The sequence below is a fragment of the Corallococcus terminator genome, assembly GCF_003611635.1.
In the GTDB taxonomy this organism is placed as follows: domain Bacteria; phylum Myxococcota; class Myxococcia; order Myxococcales; family Myxococcaceae; genus Corallococcus; species Corallococcus terminator.
Genome location: NZ_RAVZ01000234.1, coordinates 1 through 15,948, shown reverse-complemented (window position 1 = coordinate 15,948; position 15,948 = coordinate 1). Strand labels below are relative to the sequence as shown.

The following is a 15,948-nucleotide window of genomic DNA, read 5'->3' as shown; positions in this document are numbered from 1 at the left end:
ACGGTGGAGGTGACGCTGACCGAAGGCCGCCACCACCAGGTGAAGCGGATGCTGGGCGCCGTGGGGCTGCCTGCCCGCGCGCTCCACCGGGAGGCGGTGGGCGACATCGTCCTGGGCGACCTGCCCGAGGGTGGCTTCCGGCTCCTCACCGAAGCGGAGGTCCGCGACAAGCTGCACTACACCGGGCGCGCGCCCGCGACCGCCGCCCCCGAGACCGAGGACGCCTGACGGGTCTCCAGGGTTGGGCTCCAGCGGTGCCCGGAAACAGGACCCGGATGGGTGACTTCCCGGTTAGCGCGGCCCGCCGGAAGGGATAGGGTGCGGCCCATGGCGGACTTCGACCTGGTGGTCATCGGCTCTGGACCGGCCGGAGAGTGGGGCGCGATTCAGGCCTCGCTTTCGGGCAAGCGGGTGGCGGTGGTGGAGCGCGAGCCGGTGCTCGGCGGCACCGCGGCCAACACCGGCACCCTTCCCTCCAAGACGCTGCGGGAGACGGCGCTGCACCTGTCCGGCTTCAAGGCGCGCGGCCTCTACAGCGTGGACGCCACCCTGCGCCACGAAGCCACCGTCTCCGACTTCCTCTTCCGCGAACGCCGCGTGAAGCAGATAGAGCGCGAGCGCATCCACAAGAACCTCCAGCGCCACGGCATCACCCTGTTCCAGGGCAAGGGCTCCTTCCTGGACGCCCACACCGTGCAGGTCACCCACGATGGCGCCGTGGTGGCGACGCTCGCCGCCCCCACCGTCCTCATCGCCACCGGCTCATCGCCCTACCGCCCGCCGCTGTACCCCTTCGGGGATCCGCGCGTGCACGACTCGGATGAGATCCTCGACATCACCACCCTGCCCCGCACCCTGGTGGTGGTGGGCGGCGGCGTCATCGGCTGCGAGTACGCGTGCATGTTCGCCGCGCTCGGCATCCCGGTGACGCTGGTGGAGGTGAAGAACGAGCTCTTGTCCTTCCTGGACGCGGAAATCGGTCAGCTCCTGCGCGACTGCATGGAGACCTTGGGCGTGCGGCTGCGCCTGGGGCAGGTGGTGGAGTCCGCGCACGTGCCGGAGTCCCACGAGGAGCCCATCCGCCTGAAGCTGTCCACGGGCGAGGTCCTGGAGGCGGATCAGGTGCTGGTGGCCTCCGGCCGCACGTCCAACACCGCGGGCCTGGGCATCGAGGCCCTGGGCGTGAAGCAGGGCAAGCGCGGGCAGATTGAGGTCGGGCTCGCGTACCAGACGGCCGTGCCCCACATCTACGCGGTGGGAGACGTCATCGGCTTCCCGGCCCTGGCCTCCACATCCATGGAGCAGGCCCGCATCGCGATGGAGCACGCCTTCGGGCCGGGCAAGCGCACGCTGACGCCCATCCTCCCCTACGGCATCTACACCATCCCGGAAGTCTCCATGGCCGGCGACACCGAGGAGTCCCTGCGCGCGCGCAGCATCCCGTACGTCGTGGGCCGCGCCACCTTCGACACCAACCCGCGCGGGCAGATCATCGGGGAGCGGCAGGGCCTCTTGAAGCTGCTCTTCCACCGCGACGACATGAAGCTGTTGGGCGTGCACGTGCTGGGGGAGCAGGCCTCGGAGTTGGTGCACGTGGGGCTCACCGCGCTGCTCACCGGCTCCACCGCGCAGCTCTTCGTGGAGACCTGCTTCAACTACCCGACGCTGTCGGAGGCCTACAAGGCCGCCACCTACGACGCGTTGGATCAGGTGCGCGTCAGCAGCGCCTGATCCAACGACGCAGCCCGCTTCAGCGCGAGTCCTTGAGGCTTCCCACCGTGAAGCCCGCCTCGCGCCGGGCCACCCGGTTTACGTCATCCGACGACACGCGCGCCATCACGGGCGCGGCCGAGGGCTGCCGGGACGCCTCGCGGGGCTGGATGGAGGGAGCGCCCCGGCCCGAGGCCCCCTGGAGCAGCGAGCGGATCCGCTCCCAGCGCACCTTCTCCTCCGCCATGAGCTGCACCAGCTCCTCGCGGGCGGAGGCATCCGGCAGGTCCGACGCCGCCGACGCCACCTTGTCCATGAAGGGCAGCAGGTAACCGAAGTCCCGGTCGAAATTGAGGGGGTTCGCCATGGGAGCACCTTATCCGTGGTAGACGCGCGACGCGACGATGAGCCCGCCCCGAATGTCCAACACCTCCGCCACCGGCAGGGGCGCTTCATTCGGGGCATGCCTCAGGTACTCCATGAACACCCGGTCCCCGTCGGCCGTCAGGGCCGTCTCCTCGTATCGCAGGCCCGGCAGCCGGGCGATGGCGTCCTTCCACCACCGCTCCAGGGCCGGCCGGCCCACCAGGCGCCCTCCCGTTTCCGGATGGAGGACGCGAATCTTGGGCGAGGTGTGCGTTGCATCCTCGGCGTACAGCGCCACCAGGGCCGTCACGTCGTGGGCGTTGAAGGCGCGCAGCCAGGCGCGGGCCAGGGAGAAGTTTTCGCTCGCGTTCATTGTTATGAAGCCTCAGCCGTAAGCAGATGGCGGAACGTAGGCGGATGTACGCCCCGCATCGTGCGGATTTGTCTGGTAACTGAGACCTGTGGGAAGTAAGGGCCCCGCCTGCTCTGTTCCCTCAGGCAATTTTTTCAAGAGAAGAAGGACCGGATCGTGGCCACCAGCGCAACCATCGAGAAGATTCGTAACATCGGTATCTCTGCCCACATCGACTCGGGCAAGACGACGCTCTCCGAGCGCATCCTGTTCTACACGGGCAAGATCCACGAGATCCACGAAGTCCGCGGCAAGGACGGCGTGGGCGCGATCATGGACTCGATGGACCTGGAGCGTGAGAAGGGCATCACCATCCAGTCCGCCGCCACGTACGCGCTGTGGGGCGACTACAACATCAACCTCATCGACACGCCGGGACACGTGGACTTCACCATCGAGGTGGAGCGCGCGCTCCGCGTCCTCGACGGTGCCATCCTGGTGCTCTGCTCGGTGTCGGGCGTGCAGTCGCAGTCCATCACGGTGGACCGCCAGATGAAGCGCTACAAGGTTCCGCGCATCGCGTTCATCAACAAGATGGACCGCGCTGGCGCGAACTACGACCGCGTGGCCCTGCAGTTGAAGGAGAAGCTGGGCCACCACGCGGTGCGCCTCCAGTACCCCATCGGCGCGGAGGACCGCTTCCAGGGCCTCATCGACCTGCTGTCGATGAAGGCGTACTACTTCGACGGCGAGAACGGCGAGAACATCCGTGAGGAGGCCATCCCCGCGGACATGAAGGACGAGGCCGAGCTGCGCCGCTCGGAGATGATCGAAGGCATCGCCAACGTGGACGACACGCTGGGCGAGGTGTTCCTCACCGACCCGGACACCATCACGGAGAAGCAGCTTCGTGAGGCCGTCCGCCGCGCGACCATCGCGTTGAAGATGACGCCGGTGATGTGCGGCTCCGCGTACAAGAACAAGGGCGTGCAGCTCCTGCTCGACGCGGTGTGCAGCTACCTGCCGAGCCCCAAGGAAGCGACCAACGAGGCGCTCGACCAGAAGAACAACGAGGCCAAGGTCATCCTGGAGTCGGATCCGGAGAAGCCCTTCGTCGGTCTCGCGTTCAAGCTGGAGGACGGCCGGTACGGGCAGCTCACGTACATGCGCATCTACCAGGGCCGCGTCACCAAGGGCGACTTCATCGTCAACCAGGTGAACCAGAAGAAGGTCAAGGTGCCGCGCATCGTGCGCATGCACTCCAGCCAGATGAACGACGTCAGCGAAGCCACCGCGGGCGACATCGTCGCGCTGTTCGGCATCGAGTGCGCGTCGGGCGACACGTTCACCGACGGCAGCGTGAACTACACGATGACGTCCATGTTCGTTCCGGACGCCGTCATCTCGCTGGCCGTGGAGCCGAAGGACCGCGCCAAGTCGACCAACTTCTCCAAGGCGCTCAACCGCTTCAACAAGGAAGACCCCACCTTCCGCGTGTCGCGCGACGAGGAGTCCGGGCAGACCATCATCCGCGGCATGGGTGAGCTCCACCTGGAAATCTACATCGAGCGCATGAAGCGCGAGTACGACTGCGAAGTGAAGGCCGGCAAGCCGCAGGTGGCGTACCGCGAGACCATCAGCCAGAAGGGCGAGTTCGCCTACACGCACAAGAAGCAGACCGGTGGTTCCGGTCAGTTCGCGCGCGTGTGCGGCTACGTGGAGCCCCTGCCCTCGGACGCCGTGCAGCAGTACGAGTTCGTGGACGACATCGTCGGTGGCTCCATCCCGCGCGAGTTCATCCCCGCGTGCGACAAGGGCTTCGCCGAGGCCGTGAAGAAGGGCAGCCTCATCGGCTTCCCCGTGGTGGGCCTGCGCGTGGTCATCAACGACGGCGCCTTCCACGCGGTCGACTCGTCTGAAAACGCGTTCAAGACGGCCGCCATCATGGGCTTCCGCGAGGGCTACGCCTCCGCGAAGCCCATCATCCTGGAGCCCGTCATGAAGGTGGAAGTCAGCGCGCCGGAGGAGTTCCAGGGCTCCGTCGTCGGTCAGCTCAACCAGCGCCGTGGCACCATCCTCAACACGGAGACGGCCGAGGGCTACCTCACGGCCGTGGCCGAGGTGCCGCTGAACACGATGTTCGGCTACTCCACCGACCTGCGCTCCGCGACCCAGGGCAAGGGCGAGTTCACGATGGAGTTCGCCAAGTACTCGCAGGTTCCGAAGAACGAGGCCGAAGCCCTGATGACGACCTACAGGGAGAAGCAGGCCGCGGACCAGGCCGCCCGCAAGTAGTCCGGGCTTCCCAGACGCCGCTCTGGCAGTAGGAAGGGCGCTCCCTCACTCAAGTGGGGGGCGCCCTTTCGCTTTCCCCCTCCCCTTTCCAGAGGTTCTTCCCGTGACGCTGCTCCGCGCCGCCAACGTCCAGCTCGCCTTCGGCAGCCGCACCGTCTTCGAGGGCCTCACCTTCACCATCGAGGAGGGAGAGCGCGTCGGCCTCGTCGGCGTCAACGGCTCCGGCAAGTCCTCCCTGATGAAGATTCTGGCCGGCGCGGCCAAGCCGGACCTGGGCGAGCTGCAGCTCCGCCGGGGCGCCCGCGTCACCTACCTGCCCCAGGAGCCGGAGTTCGGCGAAGGCGCCACGGTGCAGAGCGAACTGGCCGTGTCCCAGGCCCCGCTCAAGGCGGCCCTGGACGCGCACGCGGAGCTGTCGCGCAAGCTGGAGGCGGACCCCGCCAACGCCACCCAGAAGATGCTGGAGCAGATGTCCGTGCTGAGCGACCGCATCGAACAGGCGGGCGGCTGGGACACCGAACACCACGCGAAGACGCTGCTCGACAGGCTGGGCGTGAAGGACTGGGACCGGCCGGTGTCACAGCTTTCCGGAGGCCTGCGCAAGCGCGTGGCCATTGCCCGGGCCCTGCTCACCCGCCCGGACCTGCTGCTCCTGGACGAGCCCACCAACCACCTGGACGCGGACACCGTGGACTGGCTGGAGGATGAGCTCGACAAGCTGCCCGGCGCGCTGCTGCTGGTAACGCACGACCGCTACTTCCTGGACGACCTGGTGGACCGCATCGTCGAAATCCAGCCCGGCGGCGGCCTTGTCTCCTACCCCGGCAACTACGCGTCCTACGTGGAGCAGAAGCTGGTCGCGCAGGAGAACGCGGAGACGGCGGAGCACAAGCGCGGGCGCTGGATTGCCCAGGAAGTGGCGTGGCTGCGCAAGGGCCCGGAGGCGCGGCGCACCAAGAGCAAGGCGCGCATCGAGCGGGCGCAGAAGCTGCTGGCGGAGAAGGGCTTCCAGCGTCCCAAGGTGGCGGACCTGCGCGTGGTGGCGGCGCCCCGGCTGGGCCACACCGTCATCGAAGCCGAAGGCCTGAAGAAGTCCTTCGGGGACCGCAAGGTGCTGGACGGCGTGGACTTCCGCCTCCAGCGCGGCGAACGCGTGGGCTTCCTGGGCCCCAACGGCGTGGGCAAGACGACCTTCCTGCGCGTGATGCTGGGCGAAATCCCCGCGGACGAGGGGAAGCTCGTCATCGGGAAGAACACCAAGGTCGCCTACTACGACCAGCAGCGCGCCCAGTTGGATCCGGACCAGACGGTGTACGACGCGGCCTCCAACGGCGAGGACCACGTGGAGCTGGCGGACCGCAAGGTGGCCCTGCGCGACTACCTGGAGGATCTGCTCTTCCCGGTGCCCATGCAGCGCATGAAGGTGGGCGCGCTGTCCGGCGGCGAGCGCAACCGGCTGCTGCTGGCGCGCCTGTTCCTGGAGGGCGCCAACGTGCTGGTGCTGGACGAGCCCACCAACGACCTGGACATCGTCACGCTCAACATCCTGGAGCGGCTGCTGCTGGACTTCGCCGGCAGCACGCTGCTGGTGACGCACGACCGCTACTTCCTCGACAAGGTGGCCACCGCCATCCTCTCCTTCGACGGACAGGGCAAGGTCACCCGCTACGAGGGCAACTACGACATGTACAAGCGGCTGCGTGAGCAGTCGCAGGCCGCCGCCCTCAAGGCCGCCGCCACGGCGAAGAAGAACGAGGCGAAGAAGGACGAGCCGCCGCGCGCGGAAGCGCCCGCGAAGGCCGCGCCGAAGAAGACGGTCAAGCTCTCCTACAAGGACCAACGCGAGCTGGACGGCATGGAGGCCACCATCGAGGCCGCCGAAAAGCGCAAGGCCGGCCTGGAGGCCCAGCTCGCCGACCCCAACGTCTACAGCAACGGGTCCAAGGCGGCGGAAATCCAGCAGTCATTGGACGCCGCCAACGCCGAGGTGGAGCGGCTCTATGCGCGATGGCAGGAATTGCAGGACCTGGCGGCAGCCCCGGCCTGAGACACGGCCACGGGCGCGGGGATGCAAATCGTTGCGCGAGGCAAACAACACACGCCGGTCCTTGCGTAGGATTTCCGCAGCGCGGGACTCGGACTAGAGTCTCGCCGCTCGGGTCCTATCGCCTCGCGTCACCGTCCCAGGAGTCGTTAAGTGCTCCGTCCGGCCTCTGTACTCGCCGCCGTCGCCGCGCTGTTCTCCCTGCCGCTGTCCGCCCACGCCCTGGAAAGTGGACCCAAGGGCCCCCTGCCACTGTTTGACCTGCAACGGCTGCGATTGGACCCGGGAGCGCTGGGTTCGCTCGTGGTGGGGACGGGCCGGACGCTGGCCCCGGGGCAGCTCCGGGTGGGTTTGAACTACCACTACGAGCAGTTGCCCATGCATTTCCAGACGCGCTGGGAGCCGGGTGAGGGCACGGGGCTCGTCGAGAACAAGATGACCGCGCATCTGACGTTGGGCTACGGCGTGCTGTCGTGGCTGGAGGTCGGGGCGGAGCTGCCCTTCATCCTGATGCAGGGTGGAAAGCCCACGCTGGAGTACGCGCCGCCCAAGACGGGAGGGCTCGCCACGCCGTGGCTGAGCGCTCGCGCGGCCGTCCTGCGCCAGTCCCTGGGCGCGCCCATCAACGTGGCCCTGGAGATGACGGCGGGCCTGCCGGTGGGCAGCCGCACGGCGCAGGCGTACGAGGACTACGCGTGGCATCCGCGTCTGCAATTGGGCTACGTGGGCGAAGGCTTCCAGGTGGGCGGCGAGGCAGGGGTGTTCCTGCGCAAGCGCCAGGACCTGCGGCCCGTGTCCTATTCGGAGGGCGACATCCTGGGCAATGAGCTGCGATTCGGCGCCACGGTGACGTCGCGGGGCGGCGAGGTGACGCGCGGCGAGGTGAGCGTGCTCGCCGGCGTGCCGCTCCAGGGGGGCCAGGTGGGGGCGGAATTGCTCATCGCCATCCGCCGCCATGCCCTGTCCAGCCTGGACCTGTATGTGATGGGCGGCCCGGGCGTGGGCGCGGGACTGGACACGCCCACGTTCCGCTTCGTCGCGGGCCTGTCCTGGGCCACCAGCAAGGTGGACTGAGCCGCCCCGGCCGCTACTTCGGCATGAAGCCGAAGGCCTTCACCATCGCGATGGCGATGCCCAGCAGGCTCTCGCCCGCGATGAAGCCGGAGCTGACGGGGAGCACCGCGTCCTCGGCCAGCTTCGGCTTCACCCGGCGCAAGAGTGCGGCCAGCGCCGAGCCCACGAAGAGGCTGATGGAGCTGGAACCGGGGATGACGATGGCCAGCCCCAGGCCGGACGCGGAAGGAATGAAGGCCTTCACCTTCGGCGGGGCCCAGCGCTCCAGCAGCACCAGCGTCACGCCCAGCAGCGTTCCGCACAGGGCGCCCATGCGCGCGGTGGGGTGCAGCGCGGCCACGCCGGACGCGAGCATCTTGGACACGCCGGCCCACACCATGGACGCGGGCGCGGGGAACTGCTCCGTGCCCAGCACGTCCGCCGTCGGCACCAGCAGGTTGAAGACGGGCACGACGACGATGGCGCCCGCGACGACGCCGAAGAGCTGCGCGACGAACTGCTGACGCGGCGCCGCCCCCAGCAGCCACCCGGACTTGAGGTCCGTGAGCAGGTCCGCCGAGTGAAGCCCCACGCCGCCCGTGGCGTTGGCGCTCATGATGTTGGCGGTGATGTTGCCCGGCGCGAGCCCGCCGAAGATGAGCTGGGTGACGGGGCCCAGCGCCTTGGTGGGCGTGGTGTCCGTCTCTCCCGTCACGCGCGACGCGATGACGCCCATCACCACCGCCAGCGGCAGCGCGAGCACGCCGGCCCACCACGGAATCTGGAACAGGTAGGCCATCAGGAAGACGGCCACCGGGCCCAGCACCGCGAAGCCCAGGGGGAACCAGGACGGGGGGCACTCGATGTCCGCGAGCGGATCCGCCTTCGCGCCCTCCTTCGGCTTGATGCCGACGAGCCCGCCCAGCGCGGAGAAGGAGCGCACCACGCTCCTCCACTGGAACGCGAACGCCAGCAGGCCCGACGACACCAGCACCGCGGAGCCCGTCCACAGCGACCAACTGTTGATGGCCTTGTACGTCACCTCCGGGATGACGCCCCGGGAGAACATCTCCGGCGCCAGGAAGCCGTAGTTGAGGATGGCACCCAGGAGCATGGACCAGCCGGTGCGGAAGTTCACCAGCGCGCCCGCGCCGATGAGCAGCAGGCTGAAGTCGAACGACAGCGACCACTTGCCGGCCTCACGGCCCAGGATGTTGAACGGCAGGCTCACCTTCTCCGGCAGGTTCTTGAGCCACGTGAAGCGCGCGTCGCGCACCAGCACCAGCAGCGCGCCCACGATGCCCGCGAGGCCCAGCAGGCGCGACTTGCGGCGGGCCACCTCGCCATGGCCGTGCAGGGCGCGGATGGTCTCCGCGGTGGCGGTGCCGGTGGGGAACGGGAGCGCTTCGATGTTGATGAGCTGGCGCTTGATGGGGATGGCGGCGAACACGCCCAGCGCGGAGATGACGCCGAACCACACCATCAGCCAGCCCGCGGACGGCAGCGTGCCCGTCAGCATCAGGAGCGCGGGCACCGCGGCCATGTTGCCACCGCCCGTCATGTAGCCCGCCGCGGACGCGACGGAGCCCATGGCGTTGTTCTCCAGGTCGGTGAACTCCTTCGTCAGCAGCTTGAGCGAACGCAGCGTGCCGAACACCGCGAAGGCCAGGATGCACGCGGTGATGGTGACGCCCAGGCTCCAGCCCGTCTTGAGGATGACGTAGAGGTTGGACAGACACATCACCGCGCCAATGAGCATCCCGGCGATGATGGCGCGCACGGTGAGCTGCCGCGCTCCACCCTGGTAGACGTGCTCCCGCCAGTACAGCTCCGGATCCATGGCCGCGGAGGCACCGGGCCGTTCCGGGACGGCGTCAGGGTCGGGCGCGGGGACGCGAAGCTGGCTGGGGTTCGGGACGGGAGGAGCCATGGGGGCGCGAAGATAGTGCACGCCCCCATGGAGAACGAAACGGTCCCTGCACGGGGACGGCGCCTTTACTCGTGCGCGCCGCCGGGCCCGTGCACGTGGCCGTGGGTGAGCTCTTCCTGCGTCGCGTCACGCACTTCGCGCACGGTGACAGCGAAGTGGAGCGTCTTGCCCGCGAGCGGATGGTTCAGGTCCACCACGACGGAGTCGTCGTTGACGGTCTGGATGCGCAGGGGGACGTTGCCCTCCTCCGTCTGGGCCATCAGCGTCTGGCCCACCTGGGGCGTGAAGCCCGGGGGCAGCATCGTGCGGGGGACGGTGCGCAGCCCTTCGGGGTTGTGCTGGCCGTAGCCCTGCTCCGGGGACACCACCACCTGCTTGCTCTCCCCGACGTCCAGTCCGTCCAGGGCGCCCTCCAGGCCGGGGACGATCTGCTTGTGCCCGTGCAGATAGGCGAGCGGCTGGCCCGGGGCGCTCTGGTCGATGACCTCTCCGTCTCCCAGATGGAGGCGGTATTCGAGCGCGACGACGCGACCGTTGGCGATCTTCATGCGGAGGAAGCTCCTTGGCTTCAGGGACGACGGAGTGAGACTTCGGGCAAAGGTGGAACCGGGGGACGGCGACGTCAGGACGCGGCGGACTCCGCTGCTTCCTCTCCGACCGGGCGATCGGGCGGCTCGCCGCGCGACACGTACACCGCGGCGGCCAGGTCTCCGGTGACGTTGAGCGTGGTGCGGCACATGTCCAGGAAGCGGTCCACGCCGAGGATGAGGCCCAGGCCCTCCACCGGGATGTTGAACATGCCCAGGATCATGGCGATGACCGGAATGGAGCCCGCCGGCACGCCCGCGGTGCCAATGCCCGCCAGCACGCAGATGAACATGATGACCGCCTGCTGCCCCAGGCCCAGCTCCACGCCATACACCTGCGCGAGGAAGAGCACGGTGACGCCCTCGAAGAGCGCGGTGCCGTTCTGGTTCATCGCGGAGCCGGCGGTGAGCACGAAGCGCGCCACGTTGCGCGGCAGGTGGAGGTTCTCCTCGGCCACCTTGAGGGCGGTGGGCAGCGTGGCGCTGGAGGAGGACGTGGAGAAGGCGGTGACGATGGCCAGCCGGCAGGAGCGAAAGAACTCCAGCGGGTTGCGGCCGCCCAGGAAGCGCACGGACAGCGAGTAGACGACGAACATGTGGATGCCCAGCGCTAGCAGCACCACGCCCACGTACGACGCCAACTGGCCCAGGATGTGGAAGCCCAGCCGCGCCGTCATGGAGAACAAGAGCGCGCCCACGCCGATGGGCGCCAGGTTCAGCACCCCGTCGATGAGCTTCATCATCACGTCGTAGAGCCCCTGGATGGCCTCCTTGAGGCGCAGCGCGGGCTCGCCCGGGGTGAGCGCCAGGCCCAGGCCGAAGATGAGCGAGAAGACGATGAGGCCAATCATGTCCCCGTCCGCCGCGGCCTTGATGGGGTTGGTGGGCACCATGGACATGAAGAGCGCGCCCACGGACGTGTCACTGGGGGGCGGCGCGGCTTTTATCTGCGTGCCCGTGCGGGCGAGCGCTCGGGCCTCATCGCTCAAGCCATCCCCGGGCCGCAGCGTGTTGACGAGCAGCAGGCCGATGAGGACGGAGATGACGGAGAGGACCACGGTGTAGCCCAGCGTGCGCGCGCCCAGGCGGCCCACCTGCTTCAAGTCCAGTTCCGCCACGCCGACGACGAGCGCGGAGAACAGCAGGGGCACCACGAGCATCAGCAGCAGCCGGATGAAGAGCTGCCCCACGGGGTTGGTGACGTGCTCGACCAGGCCGCGGAGCCAGGGCGCGTCCCCGAACACGGCGTTGGCGATGAGCCCGGCCACCGCGCCGACGGAAATGCCGAGGAGCATCTTCTGGTGGGGCTTCATCCGGGCAGTCTCCGCGCCCTCCGGACCGCTGGAGGGGAAAGGGGCGCGAAGCCTAGCGGTGAAAGGAGGTGGCGCCCACCTCGCGTTCGGGGGAAAGCTCCCGGCCCACCGTGGAATCCCTCGTCCAGCTCACCGAAACCGCCCTGCCCCCTGCCCTCTTCCACCGCCTGTCGCGGCGCGTGGGGGCGCTCAAGGGGGAGCGCCTGCGCAACACCTACCAGACGACGTTCTGGTACGCCTTCGGGACGCCCGAGAACGTGGTGGAGGAGGTCATCCACACGCTGCGGCCCTCCGTGGCGAAGGGGCGGCGGATTGCCGGCGTGGAGTGGTGGCTGTCGCGCATGCGGGCCACGGACGTGCGCGTGGACTTCCACCAGGACCGGGATGAGCGGCTGGCGCTGAGCACCGGGAAGCTGGTGCATCCGAAGCGCTCGTCGGTGTTGTTCCTCAACCGGGTGCGCGGCGGAGCGCTGGCGGTGACGCGGGAGCTGCCGTCGGCGGCGAATCCGTCGCTCGCGCCGGACCGGCTGGAGGACCTGACGCTGGTGGCGCCGCGTCCCAACCGGCTGGTGGTGTTCGACGGGACGCTGACGCACGGGGTGCTGGACGCGGACAACCAGGTGCCGGACGGCAAGCTGCTGGGGCCTTCGCGCGAGCGGCGCACGCTGGTGATGAACTGGTGGGACCACCGTCCCACCGACGTGCCGACGTGGAGCGAGACGCGCTACTACCGCGCGCTGGGAAGCTGACGGGCGGTGTCGCGCAGGCGCTGGGTGACGCGGTCGGCCCACTCGGGTTCGACCTCCATGCAGGCAGGAAGGCGGCCCAGGCGCAGGGCGGCGGAGGGCATGGAGCCGCTGCCGGCGAACGGATCCAACACGGTGTCCCCCGGACGGCTCCAGGTGCGCACGAGCGGCTCCAGCACGGAGAAGGGCTTGTGGTGCGGGTGGCCGCCCCACTGCGTGGCCTCCGCGTCGTCGTCGTAGCCACCGACCACGGCCCACACGGTGGGCGCGTCACCGGGAGCAAGCGGAGGTTCGGGCGTGCGGGCGACGACGAGGGCGACCTCGTAGACGCGCAGCAGTTGCTCGTTGGCGTTCTTGTCGGTGGTGCGCTTGCCCCAGACGTATTCGCCGCGCAGGTGGGGATAGCCCAGCTCGCGGGCGGCGCTGAGGATGGGCTCCTTGCCGAGCAGGTTGGTCCAGATGATGAGCGGCGCGTCGGGGGTGAGGTGCGCGACGGCGCGGGACAGCCAGGCGTCGGAGAAGACGCGGTAGTCGCGCACGGACTCGAAGCGGACGATGGGGTTGCGGTCGATCTTCTTGTGCGCGCGGGGGTCGCGCAGATCCCCGCCCTTGCGACGCCGGGTGAGCAGGCAATAGGGAGGATCGGTGTGGAGCAGGGAGGCGCGCGTGTCGCCGAGGGCGGCCCGGTAGCCCTCGGGCTCGCGCGCATCGGCGCGGACGCAGCGCAGGGATTCGGGCGTCAGGTCGGAGGTCATCGTTGAGGCGGAACCCTACACGGCGGGGCGGCCGGGATGGGGACGCGGATGGCGGGATTTCTGGCACGCTTCCGGGCATGCGCTTCCGGTTCACCGCGGCCCTGATGGGCCTGCTGCTTCTCTCAGGGTGTCAGTCCACGGGTGTGGGCCGGACTCGGCGCGAACTCAAGCAGACGATGGATTCGGGCTCGAACGCCTGTCGGCAGAACCCGGTGTACTGCACCCGGTCCGTCGGCGAGGAGACGAGCCTGCCCGTGAGTATCCGGGCCACCGCCCAGGCGGGGGCATCCGTCGCGGGTGCGCTCAAGGTGATGGACGAGGCGGCGCGAGCACGGGTCCGGGAGATCATGGAGACGTGTGCAAGTGAAGCCAGTTGGGAGGTGAACAAGCAGCTCTTCGCAGGGCAGACGCCCACGGCGGAGCAGTGCAGGCAAGTCGTGGGGATGGACGCGGCAGGGAACCCCATCACCCGGGCCATGCAATTGGGCCAGATGAAGCACGAGGCGGCCATGCGCTGCGTCCAGGCCCGACTGTCCGTCGAACGTCCCGGCGGGTTCAGCCTCAAGCCTCGCTACCGGTATGATCCCAAGACGAAGGCACTGGAGCTGATCAGTCCCGAGGCGGAGCAGGCATTGATCCTGTCAGGCCGTACAGTAAAGCTCAGGGGGAACTCTGGTGCCGGATGTAGTCATCCACGTGGGAAATCCACTGAAGGTCCAGGAGGTCTTCGACTTCAAGTTCCCCTGCCCCATCAGCAACAATCCCAGTTGGCGAAGGTATCCAGAGGAACCACCGCATGAGGGCAAAAACCAGGGAGAAGTCTATCGCGCGGCGTTCGGCGACAACGTCTCACTTGTCGCGCCTGGATGGGGAGTCCACTGAATGAACGCCCCGCCCCGGATTCGCGTCCATGCACGCAATGGCGCCGTCGTGCTCCAGGAAGGCATCTGCATTTCCTTCTACATGCACCGCTCCCACCAGAAGTTGGGGCCCAGCGTCTTGCGCGCCCTGGACGTCTACCTGGAGGCGGTGGGCAGCGATGTTCTGACCTGGTATCCCGACATGGAAGGGGACTGGCAGGAACTCACGGCCGAAGCGTGGGCAGGTCAGCGCACTGCTTTGCGCGAAGAACGCGCGCCCAGGTTGCAATGGACTGGCAGTCCGAGCGGTGTCGCGGACCATGAATTCAATTATCGGGGCCAGGACCTGGGCGCGTTGTCTGAGGAGGATGCAGCCTGTGCCGTCTGCGCCATTTCATGCTGGCTTCCCACGGCGTTCCTTGAACGACATGGGCCCGCGCGCGTTCAAAGACTGGCGTCGGAACTGGCGACAATCCTTCCCTTCGACTCCGGCCACGCGGGGCTTGCCTTCCATGCCCTGTCACAGCTTTCGGGCGTGCGTGAACGTCTGGAGCAAGAACGCATCCTGTACCCAGGCATGGATGTTCCCGACGAGGACGCCTCGCGGTACCTGGGAACCCGTGTGCGTGGCATCCACTGGATGAACTTCCTGGGACCTCCCGTCCTGGGCGAACTGGGCGGCGCGGAGGCCCTGCGGGCCCGGCTCACGCACCCTGGCACCACCGTGCAACCGCTTGGGAAGGACCGTGCCGTGATCACCCTGGGGGATGCACCCGACGCGGGCGATACATCCCAGGGAAACGTGTTGCCCGCCTACCGTGAGCTGGCGCGGCTCCTGGAGCCCTGGCTGACGTCGCGTGAAGCAACACGCCCCTTCCGTGAGAATGAGGCCCTGCGCCGCTGGGAGCGCCGGTTCCTCGACTGAGCGGCGGGGGTTGCCCTCACAGGAAACGCGCACCCGTGAACAGCGAGCTGCGCGTCCCCGTCGCATCCCATATCCTCAGGGAGTAGGGCCCCGGGTCTTCGCCCATGTTCATCTCGAACTCCACGGTCGCCCGCGTTGGCGACCCGGGCGTCACTGGCGCGGCTTGCCAGGGCGGCAGCGATTCCCACTCGTGCCCCTTGCCGTCGAACAACACGGCGCGCCCGATGGTCCATGGCGCGCCGCCGGTCAACTCCAACTCAAGGTGGAAGGCCCGCCGTGTCCCCCCTCGGTACGCCCAGCTTTGCGCAATGCGCAGGGGACACGGTTCCTGGCAGCTCAGGCCACGGAGTTCGTAAGTCACGCTGATGGCTTTGATCGCGCCCGTGCCCAACACGAGGGCACGGAATCCTTCCAGTTTGTCAGGAGCCAGCGCGGGCCTTCGCGCATCGCCATGGCGCAAGCGCTCCAGCTCCGCGCGCAACTGCTCCGCTTCCTGGCGGTACGACTCCGCGGAGCGGGACCGCCGGGAGACTTCGACCTGACGGTCCACCGCCTCGCTCTGGACCTGAAGGGTCAGCACCAGCCGCGCGGGAAGGGTCGCATCCTTGTACGGAACGGACAGCTTCAGGGTTTCTCCCTCGCGCAGCTCCCCGGAAGGCACGAGCACGAGGAGCGCATTGCCCGTGCTCACCCGAACGAACTGGGCGCGCCCTTCCAGGCTCACCTGGTCCTGCTGGATGTCGGTGTCGAACAGCAGGGTCGTGCTCAGCCCCAAGCCCATCCGGATGGGCCGCGCCGAGGTTCCTTCCGGGCTCACCTCCACACGGAGAACCTCCCCAGCCTCCCCCTTGACCTCCTGGTGGGGAGCAGCCGCCAGGAGGCACGTCGACCAGAGCAGGACCGGGAGCGCTACGGACAGACAGGAGGGCACGGTGTGAAGGGCTCCTCGAACCGGGGCAACAGGGGCCTCCCTGTTTACCACGAGGCTCGTCCAATGCCCCCTACCCCACGA

At 68.4% G+C, this 15,948-nt stretch carries 14 protein-coding genes and 1 pseudogene; 8 read left to right on the top strand and 7 right to left on the bottom strand.

Features of this window, described 5'->3' with window-relative positions:
- Both D7V88_RS28055 and sthA read left to right on the top strand, forming a co-directional pair.
- Positions 1 to 228 (top strand): annotated as a pseudogene (locus tag D7V88_RS28055) (pseudouridine synthase); the annotation flags it as partial.
- A gap of 99 nt (positions 229 to 327) precedes the next feature.
- Positions 328 to 1,731 (top strand): Si-specific NAD(P)(+) transhydrogenase, encoded by a 1,404-nt coding sequence (gene sthA / locus D7V88_RS28050; RefSeq protein ID WP_120543700.1) that lies wholly within the window; start codon positions 328 to 330, stop codon positions 1,729 to 1,731.
- A 19-nt stretch (positions 1,732 to 1,750) separates the two neighbouring features.
- Here sthA and encD read toward each other — a convergent pair whose 3' ends face one another.
- Positions 1,751 to 2,077, bottom strand: a complete 327-nt coding sequence (gene encD, locus D7V88_RS28045) for an encapsulin nanocompartment cargo ferric reductase EncD (RefSeq protein WP_120543699.1) — start codon at positions 2,075 to 2,077, stop codon at positions 1,751 to 1,753.
- Between the two features lie 9 nt (positions 2,078 to 2,086).
- Positions 2,087 to 2,449, bottom strand: coding sequence for a nuclear transport factor 2 family protein (locus tag D7V88_RS28040; protein ID WP_120543698.1), 363 nt, complete (start codon positions 2,447 to 2,449; stop codon positions 2,087 to 2,089).
- Between the two features lie 156 nt (positions 2,450 to 2,605).
- On the opposite strand from D7V88_RS28040, the gene fusA reads away from it, so the two are divergent.
- The 3 genes from fusA to D7V88_RS28025 all read left to right on the top strand — a co-directional run bounded on the left by fusA (position 2,606) and on the right by D7V88_RS28025 (position 7,841).
- On the top strand, positions 2,606 to 4,723 hold the full coding sequence (gene fusA / locus D7V88_RS28035; protein WP_120543697.1) for an elongation factor G: 2,118 nt from the start codon (positions 2,606 to 2,608) through the stop codon (positions 4,721 to 4,723).
- Positions 4,724 to 4,826: 103 nt separating this feature from the next.
- Positions 4,827 to 6,770, top strand: a complete 1,944-nt coding sequence (locus D7V88_RS28030) for an ABC-F family ATP-binding cassette domain-containing protein (RefSeq protein WP_120543696.1) — start codon at positions 4,827 to 4,829, stop codon at positions 6,768 to 6,770.
- Positions 6,771 to 6,920: 150 nt separating this feature from the next.
- Positions 6,921 to 7,841, top strand: coding sequence for a flagellar motor protein MotB (locus D7V88_RS28025; protein WP_120543695.1), 921 nt, complete (start codon positions 6,921 to 6,923; stop codon positions 7,839 to 7,841).
- A 13-nt stretch (positions 7,842 to 7,854) separates the two neighbouring features.
- Here D7V88_RS28025 and D7V88_RS28020 read toward each other — a convergent pair whose 3' ends face one another.
- The 3 genes from D7V88_RS28020 to D7V88_RS28010 form a co-directional block, all read right to left on the bottom strand.
- Complete coding sequence (locus D7V88_RS28020) at positions 7,855 to 9,750, bottom strand: OPT family oligopeptide transporter (protein ID WP_120543694.1); 1,896 nt, start codon at positions 9,748 to 9,750, stop codon at positions 7,855 to 7,857.
- A gap of 65 nt (positions 9,751 to 9,815) precedes the next feature.
- Positions 9,816 to 10,298, bottom strand: a complete 483-nt coding sequence (locus D7V88_RS28015; protein ID WP_120543693.1) for an FKBP-type peptidyl-prolyl cis-trans isomerase — start codon at positions 10,296 to 10,298, stop codon at positions 9,816 to 9,818.
- A gap of 74 nt (positions 10,299 to 10,372) precedes the next feature.
- A complete protein-coding gene (locus D7V88_RS28010) occupies positions 10,373 to 11,650 on the bottom strand; it encodes a dicarboxylate/amino acid:cation symporter (protein ID WP_120543692.1) in 1,278 nt (425 codons plus the stop codon).
- A gap of 110 nt (positions 11,651 to 11,760) precedes the next feature.
- Here D7V88_RS28010 and D7V88_RS28005 point away from each other — a divergent pair, with 110 nt between their 5' ends.
- Complete coding sequence (locus tag D7V88_RS28005; protein ID WP_120543701.1) at positions 11,761 to 12,399, top strand: 2OG-Fe(II) oxygenase; 639 nt, start codon at positions 11,761 to 11,763, stop codon at positions 12,397 to 12,399.
- On the opposite strand, the gene D7V88_RS28000 is transcribed toward D7V88_RS28005, so the two are convergent.
- Entirely contained in the window at positions 12,378 to 13,151 is a 774-nt protein-coding gene (locus D7V88_RS28000; RefSeq protein ID WP_120543691.1) for a DNA-methyltransferase, read from the bottom strand. The two genes, D7V88_RS28005 and D7V88_RS28000, sit on opposite strands and share 22 nt — an antisense overlap.
- Before the next feature lie 77 nt (positions 13,152 to 13,228).
- Here D7V88_RS28000 and D7V88_RS42665 point away from each other — a divergent pair, with 77 nt between their 5' ends.
- Together D7V88_RS42665 and D7V88_RS27990 are read left to right on the top strand one after the other, a co-directional pair.
- Positions 13,229 to 13,951: a hypothetical protein gene (locus D7V88_RS42665; RefSeq protein WP_147448895.1), complete on the top strand. Its 723-nt coding sequence runs from the start codon at positions 13,229 to 13,231 to the stop codon at positions 13,949 to 13,951.
- A gap of 82 nt (positions 13,952 to 14,033) precedes the next feature.
- The gene (locus tag D7V88_RS27990) at positions 14,034 to 14,936 is read left to right on the top strand and encodes a type VI immunity family protein (RefSeq protein WP_120543689.1); all 903 of its coding nucleotides are present in this window, start codon (positions 14,034 to 14,036) and stop codon (positions 14,934 to 14,936) included.
- 16 nt (positions 14,937 to 14,952) lie between these two features.
- Here D7V88_RS27990 and D7V88_RS27985 read toward each other — a convergent pair whose 3' ends face one another.
- Positions 14,953 to 15,867, bottom strand: a complete 915-nt coding sequence (locus D7V88_RS27985; RefSeq protein ID WP_158625166.1) for a DUF2381 family protein — start codon at positions 15,865 to 15,867, stop codon at positions 14,953 to 14,955.
- Positions 15,868 to 15,948 lie beyond the last annotated feature (81 nt).